General features: G+C 44.8%; 18 protein-coding genes. 11 read left to right on the top strand and 7 right to left on the bottom strand.

The features are described 5' to 3' along the window. Nucleotides 1–221 precede the first annotated feature (221 nt). From ZX61_RS17285 to ZX61_RS17255, 7 genes are read left to right on the top strand one after another with little or no spacing between them, the layout of a single operon-like run. Nucleotides 222–824: a DedA family protein gene (locus tag ZX61_RS17285; RefSeq protein ID WP_049845844.1), complete on the top strand. Its 603-nt coding sequence runs from the start codon at nt 222–224 to the stop codon at nt 822–824. After that, nucleotides 808–1938, top strand: coding sequence for a D-alanine--D-alanine ligase (locus tag ZX61_RS17280; RefSeq protein ID WP_049845843.1), 1131 nt, complete (start codon nt 808–810; stop codon nt 1936–1938). The genes ZX61_RS17285 and ZX61_RS17280 overlap by 17 nt, the downstream gene beginning before the upstream one ends. Nucleotides 1939–1972: 34 nt before the next feature. Then, nucleotides 1973–2509: a hypothetical protein gene (locus tag ZX61_RS17275; RefSeq protein ID WP_193395091.1), complete on the top strand. Its 537-nt coding sequence runs from the start codon at nt 1973–1975 to the stop codon at nt 2507–2509. 2 nt (nt 2510–2511) lie between these two features. Continuing rightward, the gene (locus ZX61_RS17270) at nt 2512–3258 is read left to right on the top strand and encodes an NRDE family protein (RefSeq protein ID WP_049845841.1); all 747 of its coding nucleotides are present in this window, start codon (nt 2512–2514) and stop codon (nt 3256–3258) included. Next, the gene (locus ZX61_RS17265) at nt 3255–3692 is read left to right on the top strand and encodes a YHS domain-containing (seleno)protein (RefSeq protein ID WP_049845840.1); all 438 of its coding nucleotides are present in this window, start codon (nt 3255–3257) and stop codon (nt 3690–3692) included. Before ZX61_RS17270 ends, ZX61_RS17265 begins: the two co-directional genes overlap by 4 nt. A gap of 17 nt (nt 3693–3709) precedes the next feature. Then, nucleotides 3710–4162, top strand: coding sequence for a hypothetical protein (locus ZX61_RS17260; RefSeq protein WP_049845839.1), 453 nt, complete (start codon nt 3710–3712; stop codon nt 4160–4162). A 1-nt stretch (nt 4163) separates the two neighbouring features. Next, on the top strand, nt 4164–5915 hold the full coding sequence (locus ZX61_RS17255) for a lysophospholipid acyltransferase family protein (protein WP_049845838.1): 1752 nt from the start codon (nt 4164–4166) through the stop codon (nt 5913–5915). Here ZX61_RS17255 and ZX61_RS17250 read toward each other — a convergent pair. After that, nucleotides 5900–7606: a sensor domain-containing diguanylate cyclase gene (locus ZX61_RS17250; RefSeq protein WP_235431349.1), complete on the bottom strand. Its 1707-nt coding sequence runs from the start codon at nt 7604–7606 to the stop codon at nt 5900–5902. The two genes, ZX61_RS17255 and ZX61_RS17250, sit on opposite strands and share 16 nt — an antisense overlap. A 95-nt stretch (nt 7607–7701) precedes the next feature. After that, entirely contained in the window at nt 7702–8853 is a 1152-nt protein-coding gene (locus ZX61_RS17245) for a substrate-binding protein (RefSeq protein ID WP_049845836.1), read from the bottom strand. A 326-nt stretch (nt 8854–9179) separates the two neighbouring features. Here ZX61_RS17245 and ZX61_RS17240 point away from each other — a divergent pair, with 326 nt between their 5' ends. The 3 genes from ZX61_RS17240 (at nt 9180) to ZX61_RS17225 (ending at nt 13566) form a co-directional block, all read left to right on the top strand. Continuing rightward, entirely contained in the window at nt 9180–10352 is a 1173-nt protein-coding gene (locus tag ZX61_RS17240) for a lytic polysaccharide monooxygenase (protein WP_049845835.1), read from the top strand. Nucleotides 10353–10550: 198 nt separating this feature from the next. Beyond that, nucleotides 10551–11165, top strand: a complete 615-nt coding sequence (locus ZX61_RS17235) for a TetR/AcrR family transcriptional regulator (protein WP_049845834.1) — start codon at nt 10551–10553, stop codon at nt 11163–11165. A gap of 694 nt (nt 11166–11859) precedes the next feature. Beyond that, the gene (locus ZX61_RS17225) at nt 11860–13566 is read left to right on the top strand and encodes a S8 family peptidase (protein ID WP_049845832.1); all 1707 of its coding nucleotides are present in this window, start codon (nt 11860–11862) and stop codon (nt 13564–13566) included. Nucleotides 13567–13619: 53 nt separating this feature from the next. Here ZX61_RS17225 and ZX61_RS17220 read toward each other — a convergent pair whose 3' ends face one another. From ZX61_RS17220 to ZX61_RS17205, 4 genes are all read right to left on the bottom strand, one after another. Continuing rightward, the gene (locus ZX61_RS17220; RefSeq protein WP_049845831.1) at nt 13620–14786 is read right to left on the bottom strand and encodes a MalY/PatB family protein; all 1167 of its coding nucleotides are present in this window, start codon (nt 14784–14786) and stop codon (nt 13620–13622) included. A gap of 12 nt (nt 14787–14798) precedes the next feature. Then, the gene (nhaC, locus tag ZX61_RS17215) at nt 14799–16274 is read right to left on the bottom strand and encodes a Na+/H+ antiporter NhaC (RefSeq protein WP_049845830.1); all 1476 of its coding nucleotides are present in this window, start codon (nt 16272–16274) and stop codon (nt 14799–14801) included. Between the two features lie 137 nt (nt 16275–16411). Continuing rightward, on the bottom strand, nt 16412–17422 hold the full coding sequence (locus tag ZX61_RS17210; RefSeq protein ID WP_049845829.1) for a LacI family DNA-binding transcriptional regulator: 1011 nt from the start codon (nt 17420–17422) through the stop codon (nt 16412–16414). A gap of 215 nt (nt 17423–17637) precedes the next feature. Then, nucleotides 17638–18330 (bottom strand): MOSC domain-containing protein, encoded by a 693-nt coding sequence (locus ZX61_RS17205; RefSeq protein WP_049845828.1) that lies wholly within the window; start codon nt 18328–18330, stop codon nt 17638–17640. Between the two features lie 88 nt (nt 18331–18418). Between ZX61_RS17205 and ZX61_RS17200 the strand changes: the two genes are divergently transcribed. Beyond that, nucleotides 18419–19225 (top strand): AraC family transcriptional regulator, encoded by an 807-nt coding sequence (locus ZX61_RS17200; RefSeq protein WP_049845827.1) that lies wholly within the window; start codon nt 18419–18421, stop codon nt 19223–19225. Here the strand turns inward: ZX61_RS17200 and ZX61_RS17195 are convergent. Further along, nucleotides 19222–19704: an Lrp/AsnC family transcriptional regulator gene (locus tag ZX61_RS17195; protein ID WP_004749350.1), complete on the bottom strand. Its 483-nt coding sequence runs from the start codon at nt 19702–19704 to the stop codon at nt 19222–19224. The two genes, ZX61_RS17200 and ZX61_RS17195, sit on opposite strands and share 4 nt — an antisense overlap. Nucleotides 19705–19756: the final 52 nt, after the last annotated feature.

Below are 19756 nucleotides of genomic sequence, written 5' to 3'. Positions count from 1 at the left end.
TAACATTTTGTGGGCCAATTTTGATATACCCACCCTCTCATAACAGTAAAAATCGTCTCACAGTGAAATTTTTCTGCGGACTATCCTATCTTTATCAATGTGGCGTATGAAATGGGTGTTAATCATAAACTTACTAACCCAGTCGTTGCTGCAGAATGTAACACTCAGTTAACGCGCCATTTGCGTGTTGTTTTTTAGATAAAGGTAGTTTGGGGCAAATTATGACAGAGTTAGCGGCGACAATAGAAGCTTGGCTGTTGCAAGACAATGTACCCCTTTCGATGTTGTTTTTTGGCATTGTTTTACTTTCTTATTTATTAGAAGACCTTGCGATAGTGACCGCTGCAACGTTAGCTGTCGAGCAATTGATGCCAACCTCTGTTGCCTTGATGGCGATATTCGTTGGTATCAGCACTGGTGATCTTGGCCTTTATTTGATGGGCAAGGCTGCGCAAAAAGTACGTTTTCTTCGTTATCGTTTGTTCCGTTATCAGCGAGCAAGGAGTATGCAGCGTAAGCTTCATCAACAAGCGTTTATGACCTTGTTCATTGTTCGCTTTATTCCCGGCCTTCGAACGATAGGTTTTACATTGAGTGGCTTTCTAGATGTGCCAAAAATCAAATTCTTTGTTGCCGTCTTGACGGCGACGGGCCTGTGGACAGCGCTGGTTTTTGGTTCCTTCTTCCAACTTGGCAACGCGCAATGGCTTCAAGATAGCCAAGTGAGCTGGCTACTTATTCCACTGGGTTTGTGCCTGATGTTGCTTCTAAACAAACTGATTACTAAAACACTTTTAAGGGATGCGTATGACACAGCTCGCTAACGTTGAAATGATTCCACAGGGAATGGTCAATGCGGGTATGCCTGTACTCCAAGAACCGAAACGAGTAATTTCTCCGTTTGAATTCTTGCCTGCTTGGTTTTTCTACACACCTGTTGTTCTGCAAAGTGCGGCGTTAAGTGTCGTCCATCGTGATTGGGCACTACCATTGATCGCCAATCCAGCTATAAAATTGAGTGGCATGGTCGGAGAGTCAAAGCACGATATTTTCACTTCTGCCGGCAAACAAACCAAAGAATGGATTTTGCCATTTATTACTTTGACTAAAACCGAACAACACACTCAAAGCTTACTCAGTGAGGCTAAGACCCAGCTTGAGAAAGCCGATCTGACATACCCGTTAGTGGCGAAACCTGATTTGGGTTGCCGGGGGGTTGGAGTGAAACTTATTCATTCTGATCAACAGTTACAAAATTATATTGAAACGTTTCCAGTATCAGGTCGTTTCTTGCTGCAAGAGAAGTCGCAATACAGTGCAGAAGCGGGGGTGTTCTATGTCAGACAGCCCGGAGAATCACGGGGAAAAATAATCTCAATAACTTTGAAGTATTCCCCAAGAGTGATTGGGGATGGTTATTCTACCCTGAAAGACCTAATCGAAAAGTGTCCAAGGGCAGGCAAGCTTCAGCATCTTTATCTTCCTCGCCATAGTGAGCATCTCGATTTGGTTGTCGCTGATAAGGACGAGTTTCAGTTGGCGTTTGCAGGTAGCCATTCTCGCGGTGCTATTTTCCGCGATGGTAACCATTTCATCACACAAGCTCTGGAAGAAAAGTTAGATCAGATTCTCGGCGATTTTGAAGGTTTCCACTATGGTCGTCTCGATATTAAGTTCCAAGATATCCAAACCCTAATGAATGGTGAGTGTTTCGATATCTTGGAAATCAATGGGGCGAGCAGCGAAGCCGCACATATTTGGGACAGCGATACTCCGCTAAGCGATATCTTTACTACGCTTTTAAAACAATATCGCTTGCTTTACCAGATTGGCTCTAAGCATAAAAAACAAGGCCACAAAACCCCGACACTTGGTGCATTGCTGCAGGCTTGGCGGGAAGAGAAACTCTTAACTCAGCTTTATCCGATGACTGACTAACCGCCGCGCTTAGGAAGAAACCATGAAAAACGTAATGACACGCTTAGCTACAAACGCTCAGACGCGCCCTTCCCAAGCTGTGGTGGGATGTATTGAAACACTCAATCAAGGTTATGAGTTTTTAGAAACACTCAGTCAGGAAGATTATGTCTTTATTGCTCAACCGCATGTGAGTAGCTCGATAGGTGAGCACTTTCGTCACTGGCTCGACTTATTTCACGCCATCAAACTTGATTCGCTCAAAATCGACTACAACGTTCGTCGTCGCGGACATGCGGTAGAAAGAAGTTTAGACGTCGCCAAACAGGAAATCAGAGAGTTGGTCGAGTGGTTGTTTGAATTGCCATCCAATGAGCTTCACCAATCCGTCAGTGTTGAAACGGAAGTCTTATTGTCGCAAACCCATGTTGAGGAAGTCTCTTCAACATTCGTTCGTGAGCTAACATTCGCTGCACTGCATGCTACCCATCATTTTGCGATGGCTAAAGTCGTTGCATCTTTGCGTGGTATCGACTCTGACAGCCACTTTGGTGTCGCACCAACAACGGCAACTTACCAGAGGGCTCAATAGGAATGTGCACTTTATCTTGGGTTTATCATGGCAATAATCACTATGAAGTTTACTTCAATCGAGATGAGCAACGCTCTCGCTTACCTGCACTTGAGCCTCAAAGTGTTTTGATTGACGGTGTTCATTGTCTGATGCCGATAGATCCTGTTGGTGGTGGAAGCTGGATTTCAACCAATGAACATGGTGTCACGGTCTGCCTGCTCAACTTTTATCAAGGCATGACGCCAAATGGAGAGTTAACTAGCCGAGGTGTTATCATAAAACGCCTCGCAAGCAGTTGTTCGAGTCAGACTGCAGATAGTCGTCTACTGGAGATGGATTTAAGCTCGTTTGCCCCTTTTACTGTCGTCTCTTTTGACACCAGACGTACCGCCAACGAAACCGTACTTTGGACTTGGGATGGGGAACAACTTAGCCGAACTCATGCGTTTGCCCCAATCGTTTCTGCTGCTATGCATTTTGACGAAGCATGCCAGTATCGCCTAAAGCTGTTTAATGAACTGGTTACCACCTTGCCTGATCATGAAGTCGGGCGACTGTTTCATCAAACCTATGACGCTAGTTATCCGCACCTTTCACCATTAATGGCAAGAAATGATGCGCGCACTGTAAGTTTTACCTCGGTTGTCGTGTCTTCTACTAGACAAGAAATGAAATACCAATCTATCGACAATCATCGCAATGTTGATTTTCTTACTCGTTTAAGTTGCATGAAAAACGACATTGCTGAACAAGGAGTTTTTAAATGAAAAAGTTATTTGCCCTGCTGATCATGTTGGTTAGCGTTCCTTCCTTTGCCGCCGACGAAATTTATACCGGAATCTTCAGCAATAAAGCTGTCAGTGGTTATGACACGGTTGCCTATTTTTCCGAGGGTAAGCCAGTGAAGGGGGACAGCAAATGGCAAACTGAATACAAAGGTGCCGACTGGTACTTCTCTTCACAACAAAACCTCGACAAATTTAAAGCAGATCCAGAAGCCTATGCGCCGCAATATGGTGGTTACTGTGCATGGGCGGTTTCTGCCAAGAATGATTTTGCTTCAGCAGATCCAAAGCAGTGGGCAATCGTCGATGGCAAGCTTTACCTGAACTATGACGCAGATGTTAAAAGCTGGTGGGATGACGACCGCGCCGGTCATATTTCCGCTGCTGATAAAAACTGGCCAACACTCATTCAATAATAATAAGGATCTATTCCATGAAGTTTTCTCCGCTAAAGCATATTCCATCTGCATTTATCGCTTTTGTGTTTGTTCAATCACTGTTTTTTAAGTTTTCTGGCTCATACGAAACCGATCATATTTTCGGCACCTTGGGTGAGTGGTCGGGTATAGAGTGGTTCGGAGTCTATGGTGGTTACTTGATTGGTTTTGCTGAGTTAATAGCCTCAATCATGCTGTTTACTCGCTTACATGGTGTGGGTGCTGCGATGAGTGCTGGCATTATGACGGGCGCGATTTTCTTCCACTTGTTTACACCGCTAGGTATCGTAATGCCAGAGTTTAACTCGATGGGTGAAGTGGTTGGCAATGATGGAGGCTTACTATTTGGTATGGCATGTATCGTTTGGAGTTGCGGGGTATTCCTATTTATTCGCGACGTTAAAACCAAAGGTACGTTCACTAACAGCCTTTTAGTAAAAGGAGCTTAGTATGATTGATAGTCCTTTTCGATTACCACGTAAAACGCCATTTGGTATTGGCGAGTCTGTTGTAGAGTGGGCGACGGGCCTTTCTACGCTTGATTCGCTTTACAAGCAAGATGCTTTACCTGAAGACAGTTTTGAGTTTATGCATGAGGCGTTGGCTCGAATCGGAACTCAGTATCAGGTTAATCATGGCAGCCTTGACAATATCCCAACTGAAGGCTCGGTTTTGATTGTTGCTAATCACCCATTTGGTGGTATCGAAGGGATTATTCTCGCTTCATTGATTTCTAAAGTGCGTAAAGATGTCAAAGTGCTCGCCAACGAGTTGCTAAAACGTATCCCTGAACTTGATGAGCTATTCATAGGTGTTGATGTATTTGGTGGTGAGAAAGCTAAACAAACCAATCGACGAGCCATTAAAGAGGCAAACCATCATCTAAAGCAAGGGGGAGTGCTGATTCTTTTTCCTGCTGGAGAGGTGTCTTCGTGGCAAGCGAATGAGAACAAGATTACAGATAAAGCTTGGAGTAAATCGGTAGCCAAGTTTGTTAAACATGCTCAGGCGACCACTGTACCTCTATTTATCAATGGAATGAACAGTAAACTGTTTTATCAGGCTGGAAGAATTCATCCACTGCTTAGAACGGCATTGCTAGGGCGCGAGTTACTCAATAAGTCTGGAGAAACCATCTCTGTTTCTGTGGGAAATCCCATCCCTTACAGTGAAATTAAAGATTTTGATAACGAAGAGGATATTACTCAGTACTTTCGCTTAAACACTTATCTGATGGGAAGTATGGATAATGACCAAGCGCCAACCCTGCAAGATGAGAATGCTGAGCCTATCATTGCTCCAGTATCTGTGGAGGCATTAGAAGATGAGCTGTCGAGACTCGAGCAGTACAAACTGTTGGAGCAAGGTGACTTCGAAGTCTACTGTGCACCTACGCCCAAAATGCCGAGCATGATGCGTGAGATAGGTCGTGTACGTGAAGAGAGCTTTAGGGAAGTCGGCGAAGGGAGTGGTCGAAGTTGCGATATTGACCAGTTTGATCTGCACTATCATCAGCTTTTTGTCTGGAATCGAGCCAGTCGTGACTTAGTTGGCGCTTATCGCTTGGGTTTAGTTGATGAGTTAATGGCTAAGGGGGGCATTAGTTCGCTGTATTCAACGAGCTTGTTCAAATACGACGAAGCTTTTGTCGAGAGCTTAGGTCTGTCTATTGAACTCGGGCGATCTGTGGTGGCCAAGCAGTATCAGCGCAATATGCACTCCTTACTACTTTTATGGAAAGGCATTGCAGGCTTTGTCCAGCGTAATCCGAGGTACACTCATTTGTTTGGACCGGTGAGTATTAGCAATGACTACAGCCCAGTTGCTAGGCAGTTGATCGCATCGGTAATGTCAGTCCACTATTACGATGATGAAAAAGCTAAGCTGGTGGCACCGACAACTCCGCTAGAAAAAAGTGGCCAGGAATTCTGGCGTCCGGATATGCTCAGTTCATTGTCTAAGTTACCACTGTTGTCTAAGGTGTTGAGTCGTCTAGAGCAAGGTATGGGGTTGCCTGTGTTGTTAAGGCAGTACTTAGGGATGAACGGCAAACTGGTGTGCTTTAATGTAGACCCAGCATTCAACTTTGCACTAGACGGTTTGATCGTTGTAGACCTAACGACGGTACCCGTGCGAACGTTAGGCAAATACATGGGTAAAGAACACGCACAAGCTTACTTAGATTCTCATCTGTCTTCATAAACCACACGGTTACGCCCTTGCTCTTTAGCGCGATACAAACACCTATCTGCTTTGGCAAGGGCCTTTGAAAAGCTGCCGCCTTGCCACGCACTGACACCTATGCTGACAGTTAGAGGGCTTGAAGGTGCATCCGGTAGCGAATCTTTTAAGAATATTTCTATCGTCTTACGAACTCTTTCGGCGATTTGTAATCCTTTATCGAGCTGAGCTTCAGGAAGAATCACGATAAACTCTTCTCCACCCATTCGGCCAAAAATGTCGCTTTTACGAATTTCCTGCTTAATCAAAGAGGCCACGTAGCGCAGAACCGTGTCACCCACAGCATGACCATATTTATCGTTGACACGCTTAAAGTGGTCCAAGTCCAGCATTAAAATGACAGTGGTATGGTGGGGGAGTATCTCTATATCCTCCACTGCCTCTATAAGCGCCCTACGATTGTAAATACCAGTAAGAGGATCATATTGAGCTAGCTTGGTTAATTGCTGCTCTTTGTGGCGAATAGTTTGAGTCATTTTTTCAAATGCATTGAGTAATTCTCCAATTTCGTCCTTTCGTTGAGTTCGCTCTAATTTTGGATATCCTCCACTTGCTAACAAACGTACTTGCTTACGTAGTCCGATAATTGGCATAGCAACATAACGGGAGACAAACCAAAATAGAATCAAGAAAAGTGAAATAGCAGTAACAATGTAGAGAGTGACCTCTTGCCTAATAGTTTGGGTTACCCTATTTATTTCATCTTGATCTACGAAAAGAACGACGCTGACACCTGTCACGTTTGCGTTATCGCGAACATCTTTATCTAACAACAGGGAAGAGGCTAATGTCGGATTGATTAGCACTGCTTGATTTGTCAGCATACCACCTAGATCATCACGCATAATGGGAAGTGCGCTGGAGTTTAACTTGTGGCGTTTGAGCAAGTCTTGATTAAGATAACGATAGCCAGTAATGATGTGCGCATCTTTGTTCCGCACCAGAGCAAGATCTACAGCGTGCAACCCTTGTTCAAGGAAGCTTTGTTTTACCGTGAATAGGTGGTCTTCTAAAATGGTTCTATCGACCACTACGGTATAATAGCCTGCCAATTCTTGCTTACAGTCGACAAGGGGGCGAGAAAAAAAATATGTCGATGAGTCATAGATTAGTCCGAGTTTACTGATAACCGGTGCATCGATAAGTGTCACGACAGTGGTTGGTAAGTGTTTAACCCTTCGAAGTTTGATTAGCTCTTGGGTGAGGTTCCTACTGGTATATGAGTTCTCTTCTCCACGGCTATTTAGCTCTGAGAGTTGTTTAACCAATCGTTTCATTTGCCGTTCGCGGATAGGGCCGTTAGTTTGCCATTGGGCCAATGATTTGCTTAACAGAGACAAGGTGTGGTTATCGAGTAATGTGTCTCCGCTAAGTTTCTTTCTGAGGACATAGCGATTACTTGGATTCGAGGAGAGTGTAAACTGCGTAACATGGCCATTGGTATCTGAAACAATAACAGCGGAAAACCCCATTGAATAACTGAGAGCATTGGCAATGGAACGTGGCGATGTTGTCAACTCTAGTTGGTGGCATTGCTGTAACAAATCACTGATCTCGTCAAACTCACCTAAACGTCTTTCTGCAAAATAGCCTATATCTGCAGCGACTTGAGCCGTGGCTAGACGACTTGTCTGGTTAATATGCTCCAACATGAGGTTTTTCCGGGCGACATAATAGCCATGACCAAACAAAAAGATGCAGGTGATCAAAGGGACAAATAACAGAAAAATCTTGTAGCTTAGTCTGCTCATTGGGCCCCTAGTCTTTGATCTGGGGGAGTGATAACTCCAAAATGTTTGATGACCTCAAGTCGCCCTTGCTGAAACTGGCCTAGATACATTGGCAAATCAAAATGATTGTCATCTCTAAGAGTGATTTTTTCTGCACCAGCATATCGAGAAAAACCGTGTAAGTTCTCCATTACCTGTTGATGAGTTGCGATGTCAGACTTTTCTATGGCTTCTTTAAGCAAATAGATGAGGTCATAATGAGCCTTAGACGAGTAGGTGACCAAGGATGCTTTGCCATGAAATTGTTTAAATTGTTTGATGAATGCTTTGGTGAAATCTGACGACAGTTGACTAAAGAAATGAAGAGGAGTGTAGATCCCTTCTAGATGCTCCGCATCTAACTCCATGAGATAAGTTTCATCAGCCGCAAAAGCAACGATATCTATTGGCTTACTAAATGGAAAACGACGAAATTGTTTAATAAATTCGAATCCATCTGTACCTGGAAGAATCAACATCAACATATCGCTTCCTGAAGCCTCTAGGCGTTCTAAAACAGGCCGAAAATTACGAACGCCAAAGGCAGTGAACTCCACTCCAGTGATTTGGCCTTTATTGTCGTTGACCGACTTTTTGACACGCTGTGACATACGGTGTGGCCAGATATAGTCGTAACCAAAGATGTAAAACTTAGTTTTATTCGTAGCGATGAAATAGGGAATGACTGGATCAACGTAGTGTTCCGGAATGGTGCTGTAACAAACGAGATAATCATCGTAGTGCCCCCCTTCATAGTCAATGCCGTATAGCATAGGGATTTTGTACTTACTGGCGATATCACTCATCGCATATCGAGAGGAGCTGCTTACAGGCCCCATCAAAGCATGAACATTGTGTTGCTGAATAAGCTCACGGCTGTAAGAGACGGTTTTAGCGGGATCAGTATTATTGTCGCGGACGATAAGTTCTATATGGCGACGCTTTACCCCTCCTTGGGTATTGATTTGTTCAACCGCCAATTGAGCCCCTTTTAGTGCTTGTTCTCCATACACGCTATACGTTCCGCTTAAAGGCAGAACAACGCCGATTTTGATCGGTGTAACAGGCTCGGAGCAACTGAGTAAAAAAGTGAGACCGATAAAAGTGATGATTTTGACGATGTTTTGCATGTACGACAGTCCCCAGTAAGCTTTATAGAATACCCGCCCATCTTTATCTTTAAGAATAATACAGTTATTAAGATTAGAGAGTAAAAAGACATGTGAGAGCTTCAGTTTTGAAGAAGAGCCGCATTTTATTAAGAGTTTGAAGTGACTCGAAAGAGTGATTCAACACTTGAGCCAATCGACAAAAATCTTGGAAAGCAGGCAAAACTCTAACAATTCATCTTCCCAATCAAACCGATAGAATGCATTCATCCTGCTAGCTTTGTGATGCAAACACAGTGATTGTTCTTTGTTTGCACAGTCAGTTGGCAATTAAAAAGGATCAAAAAATGAAAGCAAATCTAACCCTAATGAATATGAGTGCTCTTGCTGCACTCTGTTCATTGAATGTCAGTGCTCATGGCTGGGCGGAATTTCCAAGCGCTCGTCAGAACACTTGTTATCAAGATGGTGGATTTTGGACCGATGAAATCCCTAATCAGGCGTGTCAGGCAGCTTACGACCAATCTGGTGCATACCCATTTGTACAGCGAAGTGAGGTCGCAGCGAATGTAGCAAACTATCGAGATATGGCCCATGTTAAAGCCATAGTGCCTGATGGAGAACTGTGCTCGGCGGGAGATTCTGCCAAGAAAGGGCTCAACGTCACGTCGCCCCATTGGCAGCGTACGGATGTTGCTTTAGACGCAAACAACCAGATTGATTTTGTTTTCTACGGCCAAGCTCCACATAACCCTTCTTATTGGGAGTTTTACTTAACCAGGCCAAGTTACGACTCTACGTTACCTTTAACGTGGGATGACCTTGAGCTAATTGATACCGCAGGTGATGTTGCAGTGGATGATCAGAAGCGTTATCGGATGAAAGTGACGTTCCCCGCTGATCGCTCTGGAGACGCAATTCTTTATACTCGCTGGCAACGAATTGATGTCGCTGGCGAGGGTTTCTACAACTGTAGTGATATCACCTTGCGAGGCAGTGGAACCAATCCTCCAACCGATCCTACTGACCCAACGGATCCGAATAACAATCTGACGGCCTTAGGCTACTTTGTGCCACAAGGGTTTGGTCCGGTAGAATCTGGAGATACGATCCGTTTTCGTACTTTTGATGCCACTGGTGCAGAAATTGCTGATGTGTCTTTAGCTATTAGTGCCAACAATACCACGACTTGGGCGGCTGAAATTGCTGATCAGTTTAACTCTCAGCAAACAGGTGACTGGTATGTGGGGATTTGGCACCAAGAGATGAACCACTATATGTTTGATGCCAATAACATATATGCCAATCAGGTACTGGCACCGAACAATACCTTCAGCTATGCGCTTTCGTTAATCAAAGCCGATACTCCTCCCCCAGTTGAACCTACTAACTTGTGGGACCAAGAAAAAGTCTACAATAGCGGCGATGTGGTAACCCATGACGGTAAAGAGTGGACAGCACAATGGTGGACCAAAGGTGAAGAGCCTGGAACCACTGGCGAGTGGGGTGTTTGGCGTTAGTTTACATTGTAAGTTGAGAGGACTGCACCAAGTGGCGACAAGTAGGTCGCCATTTTAATTGTTTAAGATGCAGTGTGGCCTGGTCGCTAGGGCGTATTACCCATGACTGTGACACAGACTATGCAGTACAGTTTCAAACCTTGCCTTCACTAACATATTGTTTACACTGGAATCGCTTGAGAAGTATAGGGATATCGAATGAGTCGTATTAGGCAGAAAAATCAGCAACTCATCATTGAAGTTGCAAGTGAACAGTTTGCGACTCATGGTTACGCCGCGACAAAAATGGTAGATATTGCCAAATCGGCTGATATTCCTAAAGCGAATGTATTTTACTACTTTAGCTCCAAAGATAAGCTCTATTACGCGGTATTAAAGACCGTTACCCAACCGCTGTTAGAGGCATCTAAACCGATTGAAGAGCTTAGCGATCCAGTTCAAGCTTTAACTGAATATATCGAGGCAAAACTGCGAATTTCACGTGACCATCCTCATGCGTCAAAGGTATTTGCTAATGAAGTGATGTCTGGGGCGAAGGCCTTACCAGAAGACATCGCTCAAGAGCTGTTTAAGCAGTCACAAATGATCATCGATAAATTCTCAACCTGGTCACAGCAGGGGCTTATGGATGACGTTCCAGCTCATCACTTGATGTTTACCATCTGGGCCGCCACCCAAACGTATGCCGATTTTGGTTGGCAAATTTGTAATGTGATGAACAAGGAGCAACTCGATAGCGACGATTACCACCAAGCTGCTCAATTCATCACTCAGCTTATTATCAAGGGCTGTGGGGTTCAAACGCGCAGTTAAGCCGTTACGTGAAACGTTCCTATACCGTTAAAGACTATAAAGTCTCTAATCTGAGTTTTCAGCCGCGAGAGCAATAAAGCACGGTTTGCGATCAGTTGCTATCTGATTAACTTACTCGTTTGAGCATTTGCATGACTTTACCTTGTTTCCACATCAATACCCCCGTTAATGCGACCAAAGGTAAAAGAGCGAACAGAATGACCCACATAAAACTTTCATTGGCTTTTAAGGGGGAGTATAGGGCTGCCCCAACTAAAAGAGCGCATAAGATATGTGTCCATCTTAAAACTAATCGTACCAATTGTCCGTTCATTACTTTTCTCCTGTTTGAATCGTCGAGAAACAATACTATGTCGATTTCGAATAGTTGTTGGATTGAGATAAGCAGTCATAAATTGGTGTCAACGGCTCTATTTAAGGATGAATGACATTGGTCTGTATTCGTAATGAAGAAACCCGCAACGTTTCGTTATGCTAATTTATGGGTTGTCATACTAAATGTATGATAATTAAGATTTTTGTTATTAGTTTGTATTAAAAGTATCAATAGAATGTGGCTCAAACTTTGGAGGAAAAATAACACTCACAATGAGATCTTAAACTCAATTAATCAATTTCATGAATGATATTCGTAGTATTGCATTTTATCTTTTGCGCGCTTTTTAAGCATAAAAATAATATAGGATGTAACATAATGAATAACGGATATAAACTTTCCGCTCTTGCTGTGGCTATTTTGGCTTCAGCGTCGGTTTCAGCCAACGTCAGTGCTGATCCAACTCCAGCTAACTCTCCTTTCATCACAGACGTCAAAGGCAACATTGTAGAAGACTATTCGCCCAAGCCAGCTCAACCAGCATTTTTCTCAATGCGTATGTTGAGTGAACCATCTGATCAACGAGGTGATTGGTTCAATATGTCTGCAAACTACTCGAACTTCCAAGGTGTGGGTGCAGATATTGTGTATGACTTTTTGAGGCCGCCACTTAAGCCACAGCCTATCATTGTTGCGGTTTTAGATTCGGGTGTAGACATTGACCACGAAGATCTAAAAAACAAACTTTGGACCAATGAAGATGAGATCCCTGACAACGGTATCGATGACGACGGTAACGGCTACATTGATGATGTACATGGCTGGAACTACCTAGGTAATTCACTAGGCATTAACGTTGATCAAGATACGTTAGAAGTGACCCGTGAGTACAAAAAGTATCTAGAGCTAAAAGAAAACCATCATTGGATTCCACCGAAGAAACGTAAATACTATCAAGGTGTTGAAGCGGATTATTTAGAGAATGTTGAATATTACACTTCTGCTCTAGAACAAGTAACAGCCGCTACAGAAGAAGCGAACCAATTCAAGGCTCAGATTCTTGCTCTAGTAGAGCATAAAGACTTTACCGTTGATGGACTGCAAGTTCTGCTTTCTCACTCGAATGCTGATGTAGTTGCAGCGGCTCAAGGGTTACTTGGTGTGTTTGATTCTTGGTATTCATTTGAATATCTAGAGTCACGTACAAGCCGTTATAAGGAGTCTTTGGATTATCACTACAACCTAGACTTCGATACCCGCAGAGATATCGTTATGGATGATATCACCAACCCTTGGGAGAAAGGCTACGGCAATAACGATGTCAAGGGACCAGTTGGTGCACATGGTACTCACGTCGCGGGTATCATTGCAGCAGAACGCCGCAATGGCTTGGGTATTGATGGTATTGCCGATCACGCGCAGATCATGGCTGTACGTATGGTACCAAATGGGGATGAGCGTGATAAAGATATCGCGAATGCAGTCCGCTATGCGGTTGATAACGGGGCAAAAATCATCAATATGAGCTTTGGTAAGAGCTATTCACCACGTAAGCATATTGTTGACCACGCATTCCGCTATGCAGCGCGTAAAGGTGTACTAATTGTTCACTCTGCCGGTAACAGCAAAACGGATAACGATATTAAGCCTAGCTTCCCTAACCGTTTCGCTAAGCATAAATGGTCTCGTCCAATTTCGACTTGGATGGATGTCGGTGCATCGGCAAAATATGCAGATGACTCTATGGTCGCCAGCTTTAGTAACTTTGGTCAGGAAACGGTAGATGTTTTCGCTCCTGGTTATCGAGTATTGTCGTCAACACCTGACAACAACTATGCAGCATACAGTGGCACAAGTATGGCTGCGCCAGTGGTTTCTGGTGTTGCTGCGTTAGTGTGGTCTCATTACCCAGAGCTATCAGCGAAAGAGTTGAAAGAACTGCTAATGAGTAAATCACGTACTTATCCAGAGTTGTTGGTGAAGAAGCCATCGTCTCCGGAAGACTTAGTCCCATTCAGTACTTTGTCTATCTCTGGTGGTATCGTTGATGCTGAAGCAATCTTTGAAGAGCTAGCAAGTCGATAGTACGATTCTTGGATGCAAGAGAGGTCGCGAACTGCGACCTCTTTTATTTGGAGTTAACTCAGTGCTTGCTTCAAGCGTTGCATTGCTTGTTCTAATGTACTAACTGGGCAGCCGAGGTTAAGTCTGACAAAACCGGAACCTTCTTTGCCAAAGGCAATCCCCATACTTGGGACAAGCCCCGCCGCGACAAACTTTTGCTCCAACTCGGTGTCTGTCAGGTTGAGGGCGCGGCAATCTAGCCAAGCCAAATACCCGGCTTGCGGCGTAGTAAATTTCACCACAGGCAGTTCCGCCTGCAAAAACTGCTCAAGCTTAGCAATGTTTGCGCGAAGATAGTCTTTTAGCTCGGTTAACCAACCAGAACATTCTTGATAAGCAATAGTCGCGGCACTCATAGAGAGACTGTTGAAAACGTCCATGCCATGTGCGTCTAGCCTACGAATAAACTGAGTTCGAAGTGACTCATCTGGAATCATAAAATTAGAGATACGCAGTGAAGACAAACCAAATGTCTTACTTGCAGCGGTTGCCACAATCAGGCGTTTAGTGAGCGCTTGTGGCAAGCGCAAAGCAGAGTAATACTGCGCATCGCCAACCACTAAATCGCCCCATATTTCATCACTTAGCAGCCACACTTGGTACTGCTCACACAGCTCGGCTACCTTTGTGATTTCACTTTCTGACCAAACTCGCCCTGTTGGATTGTGTGGGTTACAAAAGATCATCGCTTTTGCTCCATTGGAGAAACAGGTTTCAAGATGGTCAAAGTCGAGTTGATATTCGCTTTTAGTTTCCGTCAATGGGTTCTCAACGACAACACGATCGTTGAGTTCGATGGTCTTACGGAAAGAACCATAGCCCGGATTCTGCACCACAATACTGTCACCTTTTTCGGTGAGCATTTGCAGTGCCATCGCAAGCCCAGGAAGTACACCATGCACTGTGGTAATCCACTCGCGTTGAATATGAGTATCATGTTGGTTCTGGTACCAATCGATTGTCGCTTGGTAATACGCGTTATCGCGTTCCGCGTAACCAAAGATCCCATGCTCAACACGTTGGTGTAGTGCGTCCAACACCACTTGTGGCGCCTTAAAATCATAGTCAGATACCCACATTGGGAGCAAATCCGTTCCTGTTAATCCCAGCTTTTGCTGCATAAAGTCCCATTTAACAGAGCCACTTTCCTTGCGGTTCAGAATTTGGTCGAAAGCGTTCATCAATGATTTACCTTATTTTGTTTCTACTGCTGGTGTATTTGAATGCTCGTCAGAAATCTGTTGCTCGTTTTGCTGTGGCTTTGCTTTTGCGATACCAAAGCCAGTGAAGCCGTAAATCAGAGCGAAGATCACACCGGTGTAACATTGAATCGCCCATGGTAGGTAATCTAATGTCGCCACGCCTAATGTACCTGCCATGTAGATACCAGCGGCAGTCCAAGGGACTAACGGTTCAATGATGGTGCCTGCATCTTCGATGGTGCGAGACAAGTTCTTGGTGTCTAAGCCCATCTTGCGGTAAGCGTTTTGAAACAATTCACCCGGAATCAACAGTGCCAGTTTGCCATCAGAAGTGGTGAAAACCACGGTGATAGTTGCCACTACAGTCGAAGCAATCAGCTGACCTGTAGTGTGAATTGCATGCAGGAACTTACCTAGCACCACGTTTAGTGCACCTGTCAGGCTCAAGATACCCGCGAAGGCAAAGGCACAGAACACCAATAGAATTGTGCTCATCATCGAGAATAGGCCACCTCGGTTAAGCAGTTTCGCGATATCAGGAACCAAGCCATTTACGCAGTGACCGTTGGCCTCAAACATCGCTAGGTTGAAGCCATCGACGTAAGCTTGGAAGCCTTGATTTAGGCTAAAGTCTTGGAAAGCCATACCTAAAACAATTGCGATAGCTGAAGCGCCAAGCATCAATGGCAGGACAGGCTTTTTCGTCAACGCGCCCCACAGGATCATGACTGGTGGAATAAGAAGTAGGATGTTGAAGTTGTAGAGATTATCTAAACCCGAGATGATTTGAACGACTTTCTCTGGTTCGTGAATGTTGGAAATATCAGCACTTTGACCAGCGAAGAAGAACACCACAGATGCAATTACAAATCCCGGAAGAGTGGTGTAAAGCATATGTTGAATGTGTTCGTACAAGGTAGTGCCAGAAACGACAGGTGCAAAGTTAGTTGAATCTGACAGTGGTGAGATTTTATCACCAAAATAGGCACCAGATACGACAGCACCAGCCGCTGCAGCGAGCGAGACGTCTAGCCCTGCTGCAACGCCCATTAGTGCGACGCCAACCGTCCCCGCAGAGCCCCAAGACGTACCCGTACACACGGAAACGACACTTGTGACAAAGAAAGCGGCAATAAGAATGTATTCAGGGCTGATGACTTTAAGTCCCCAGTACACCATGTAAGGGATTGTGCCGCTGACCATCCAGCTACCAATAAGGCCACCAACGGAGACCAAAATCAGAATGACAGGCATCGCTTTTGCCAGTTTTTCTACGATGGCATTGATAATGTCATCCCAGTTGTAACCAATTTTCCACGCGATAAGGCCAGTAAAGGCAGCTGAAATCAGCAATAGAACTTCAATGCGAAGTCCGAGTATTCCGTATCCGACAACCAGAAGTGCAAACATCACCGCGATAGGGGCGAGTGCGATTCCGAACGACGGCAGAGGCTTAGAATTTGTCATGTTATTTATCCTCAGGATCGATGTAGGGTTTGTTCGCAGTGGATAGTAACGGTCATATAATAGGCAAAATGAGAGCGGTGTGTTGTTTTCATGTAAGCGCATACATGAGGTGCGCGAATGTAAGATTCATCACAGTTTTATCCAATCTTTTGTATTGCATTGACGGTTTGACGGCTAACTAAGCTCGCTTCGAATTGATGCTGATTCGGTGGAGAATAGCCATCTTTACTTAAATTTAGCGCCAGTTTCGCTGCATATGTTGACATTTTATCAATTGGGTTATGCATAGTGGTTAATCGTGGGTAGAGGTATCGCGCTAGCAACACATCATCAAACCCAACAATGGAAATGTCTTCCGGGACCGACAGTCCTTGCTCATGCAAACTCGCCATTAAGCCAGCAGCCATCACATCGTTAAATGTCACTACAGCAGTGACGCCTGGGCACGATTGAAGAAGCTGACGCCCCGCTTCTTCACCACCAGATTCACTGAAGTTTTGGTTGATGACCCAACCCGTTGGAATGGCTAAGTTAGCTGCATTCATCGCATCTCGATAGCCTTCAAGGCGATCGGTGCGGTCTTCAATCGGTAGGTCACTGGTGACACATGCAATTTTGCGGTGACCTTGCTGAATCAAATATTCGACTGATTTTCGTGCGCCTGCTCGATTGTCTACCCAGACAGAGCGATTGGAGATTTGTGCAATGGTGCGGTTGAGCAATACCATTGCCGGAAGCTGAGCTGCGTATTGCATTAGCGTAGCATCATCGAGCATCTTGGAGTGGACGACCATAGCTTCACAACCTTGGCTGATGAGAAAGTCGAGCCCCTCTTTTTCTCGCTGAGCATTGTGCCCGCCACTGACAACGACCAACTGGCAGCCATTAGCTCGTGCAACTTCTTCAACGCTTTTAGCGATGAGGGCAAAGAAAGGATCGGCCAAATTTCCTGTCAGTAAGCCTAACGTGTTGTTGCTGCGCTTTGCCAGTGCAGTGGCGCGTGCATCTCTTCGGTAGTTGAGCTGTTTGATTGCACGCTCGACTCGCTCTTGCGTCACAGGTTCGACATAACTGGTTCGGTTGATGACGCGGGAGACGGTTGCTGTCGAAACGCCAGCTAGGCTCGCGACCTCTTTCATGGTTGCCACTCATTTTCTCCAAGGTGGGTATAAAGGGAGTCGAAACGGGGCAGAGTGTAGCGATTATTTATTGTTGATTATGTTAGTAAGCTCAAAGGATAGAACTTTAGAAAAACGCGCAGGTGGCTTGTTTCAGTAATTCAACAACATAGAAAAAACAAAAAAGCCACGCACCTAATAAATTGATAAACGTGGCTGGTTATCTGATTGGGTTGTTTCTGGGCTCAGCCTGCGGTTGGCCCGACGAGTCTTTGCTGCCAGTCTTCGAGTATACCTGTGTCTAAACGACGTTGAATCAAAGCTCCCCATGATTCAACCAAGGGTAAGGTAGACATCTCTTGTAGAAGTGTCGGCTCTAAGCAACCTTCAAAAACGGCACCCATGACACGCGCTAGTGACCAATCTGGATAAGGTCTCTCACACAGAATAATTTCGTCTCCTGCGCCAATGTCACCAGCCTCTAGGACACGGAAGTACCACCCGGTTCTTAGCGTATCTTGAACTCTTTTCGCCATATCATGTTGGTCGATTTGGACATTGAGCTTCCAACACGGCATGCGTCCTTGCGACACTTCGAGCAGAGTTGAACCAATACGTATTTTATCTTTAAGACAGATGCTGGCTTCTGTCACTCCGGATGAACTTAGATTTTCGCCAAAAGCGCCCACGGATTGCAAAATGGCTTTATCACCGAGATCTTTTTGCCAAAGTGGGTAGTGCTCACTTGGGTAAATGTGAAGGGCTTTTTGAATGCCACCATGAAAGCGCGGATCACCTTGTTCATCGTTGGTAAAGCCAACTTCATTGGCGTGTTGTCGCTCTGTGCGAACCTGTTTGTTGATGGCACTTAGTGCGCCATGCGCGAAGGGCTTTGTTGTTCCTGTCAGAACCGCGTTTACAACACCGAGCTTTTTCATGCTTCCTCTCAGACTCTCTTCAATCAATCTACTTGGCATGATAGCCTAGCTCAGTAGTGACGGAATAGGGATATAAAGACAGTTAACCATGCCAACTCGCCAAATAGAGTCTAACTCAGGGGTGACCACTTCCAATGAGATGATGGCTGCAAACCCTCATTTACCCGCTTTAGTGAAAACGATAGATATGCCGAAAGGCTATATTGACCATCTGCACCAACATACTTGGCACCAGATTATTTTTCCGTTAAAGGGCTTGCTACAAACTCAAACAGAGCAGTACCAGCACCTTGTGCCTCATACATCGGTTTTGTTTGTCCCTGCGGGTGTCCAGCATGAATCCATCGCCTTAAGTCATACTACCTTCATTGGTATCTATCTCAATCCAGCGTTTGGTGCGCCTTACGAGTCTGATGTGCGCACTATTTCCCTTACGCCATTTCTCAATGAACTACTGCAAGAGATTCGTCGCCAGTGTGAGCGTCATGTAGAGGATGATGAGTTAGTGCGTTTGTTAGCGGTGCTGCATGACCAAGTATTGCGAGATAACGTACAGACTTATCAGCTACTGTTGCCCAAAGATAGGCGCTTAAAGCTTATCTTCGAACAGCTTACAGAAACGCCTGCATCGGCAATCTCACTCAAAGAGTGGGGCGAGAAAGTTGGCGCGTCAGAGCGGACATTATCGCGCTTGTTTGCCAAGGAGTTTAATACCTCATTTCAGTTATGGCGTCAGCAGATCCGCCTAATCTACTCACTCTCATTGCTGGATGAAACGCTTTCGATTCAAACCATCGCCGATCGTGTTGGGTATCAAAATGACTCCTCATACATCAAAGCTTTTAAGGCGTATTTTGATGTAACTCCTCAGCAGTTTCGTCATCAAACCCGTTAATCTAAGGGCAGTTGGAATGTACTCTTGATCTCTTTTACCGACACATTTGATTGAATGGCGCTGACCCCTTTGACGCGTCGGATCGAGCTGATTCGTTCAAAGTACTCATCAAGATCTTTCGCGACCACTTGCACAATGTAATCTGCTCCGCCAGCAATACAATGACACATGAGTATCCAATCGGATTCTGCGACATAATCTTCAAATGGTTGGGTGTTTTCGACCTCATGGCTGCCTAAGGTCACCAGAGTAAAACCCGAAACCTGAAAGCCGAGTTTCTTACGATTCAGTCGAGCGGCATATCCTTCGATATAGCCCTCTTCTTCCATTTTTTTCCATCGTCTCCAGCAAGGCGTTTCGCTTAGGTTCACTGTCTCTGCTAATTTGGAGTTACTCATTCTGCCATCTTTCTGTATATGTTCTAAGATGGATAAATCTGTACTATCTAGTTCAAAGTTGGTGGATTCTTTCTTTTTCATATCTTAAATGGAAATAGTCTGCCTTAAATTGCTTTAATGTTAACCCAAATAG

This window comes from Vibrio sp. VPAP30 (genome assembly GCF_001188205.1).
GTDB classification, from domain to species: Bacteria; Pseudomonadota; Gammaproteobacteria; order Enterobacterales; family Vibrionaceae; genus Vibrio; species Vibrio bivalvicida.
This window is presented reverse-complemented; position numbering and strand designations above follow the sequence as displayed.

Coding starts and splice junctions, on each gene's coding strand:
- ZX61_RS17255 (WP_049845838.1), top strand. CDS start 4,164: ATGATTGATAGTCCTTTTCGATTACCACGTAAAACGCCATTTGGTATT.
- ZX61_RS17240 (WP_049845835.1), top strand. CDS start 9,180: ATGAAAGCAAATCTAACCCTAATGAATATGAGTGCTCTTGCTGCACTC.
- ZX61_RS17250 (WP_235431349.1), bottom strand. CDS start 7,606: ATGTTGGAGCATATTAACCAGACAAGTCGTCTAGCCACGGCTCAAGTC.
- ZX61_RS17245 (WP_049845836.1), bottom strand. CDS start 8,853: ATGCAAAACATCGTCAAAATCATCACTTTTATCGGTCTCACTTTTTTA.
- nhaC (WP_049845830.1), bottom strand. CDS start 16,274: ATGACAAATTCTAAGCCTCTGCCGTCGTTCGGAATCGCACTCGCCCCT.
- ZX61_RS17260 (WP_049845839.1), top strand. CDS start 3,710: ATGAAGTTTTCTCCGCTAAAGCATATTCCATCTGCATTTATCGCTTTT.
- ZX61_RS17205 (WP_049845828.1), bottom strand. CDS start 18,330: ATGAAAAAGCTCGGTGTTGTAAACGCGGTTCTGACAGGAACAACAAAG.
- ZX61_RS17235 (WP_049845834.1), top strand. CDS start 10,551: ATGAGTCGTATTAGGCAGAAAAATCAGCAACTCATCATTGAAGTTGCA.
- ZX61_RS17265 (WP_049845840.1), top strand. CDS start 3,255: ATGAAAAAGTTATTTGCCCTGCTGATCATGTTGGTTAGCGTTCCTTCC.
- ZX61_RS17270 (WP_049845841.1), top strand. CDS start 2,512: ATGTGCACTTTATCTTGGGTTTATCATGGCAATAATCACTATGAAGTT.
- ZX61_RS17275 (WP_193395091.1), top strand. CDS start 1,973: ATGACACGCTTAGCTACAAACGCTCAGACGCGCCCTTCCCAAGCTGTG.
- ZX61_RS17220 (WP_049845831.1), bottom strand. CDS start 14,786: ATGAACGCTTTCGACCAAATTCTGAACCGCAAGGAAAGTGGCTCTGTT.
- ZX61_RS17195 (WP_004749350.1), bottom strand. CDS start 19,704: ATGAAAAAGAAAGAATCCACCAACTTTGAACTAGATAGTACAGATTTA.
- ZX61_RS17285 (WP_049845844.1), top strand. CDS start 222: ATGACAGAGTTAGCGGCGACAATAGAAGCTTGGCTGTTGCAAGACAAT.
- ZX61_RS17280 (WP_049845843.1), top strand. CDS start 808: ATGACACAGCTCGCTAACGTTGAAATGATTCCACAGGGAATGGTCAAT.
- ZX61_RS17225 (WP_049845832.1), top strand. CDS start 11,860: ATGAATAACGGATATAAACTTTCCGCTCTTGCTGTGGCTATTTTGGCT.
- ZX61_RS17200 (WP_049845827.1), top strand. CDS start 18,419: ATGCCAACTCGCCAAATAGAGTCTAACTCAGGGGTGACCACTTCCAAT.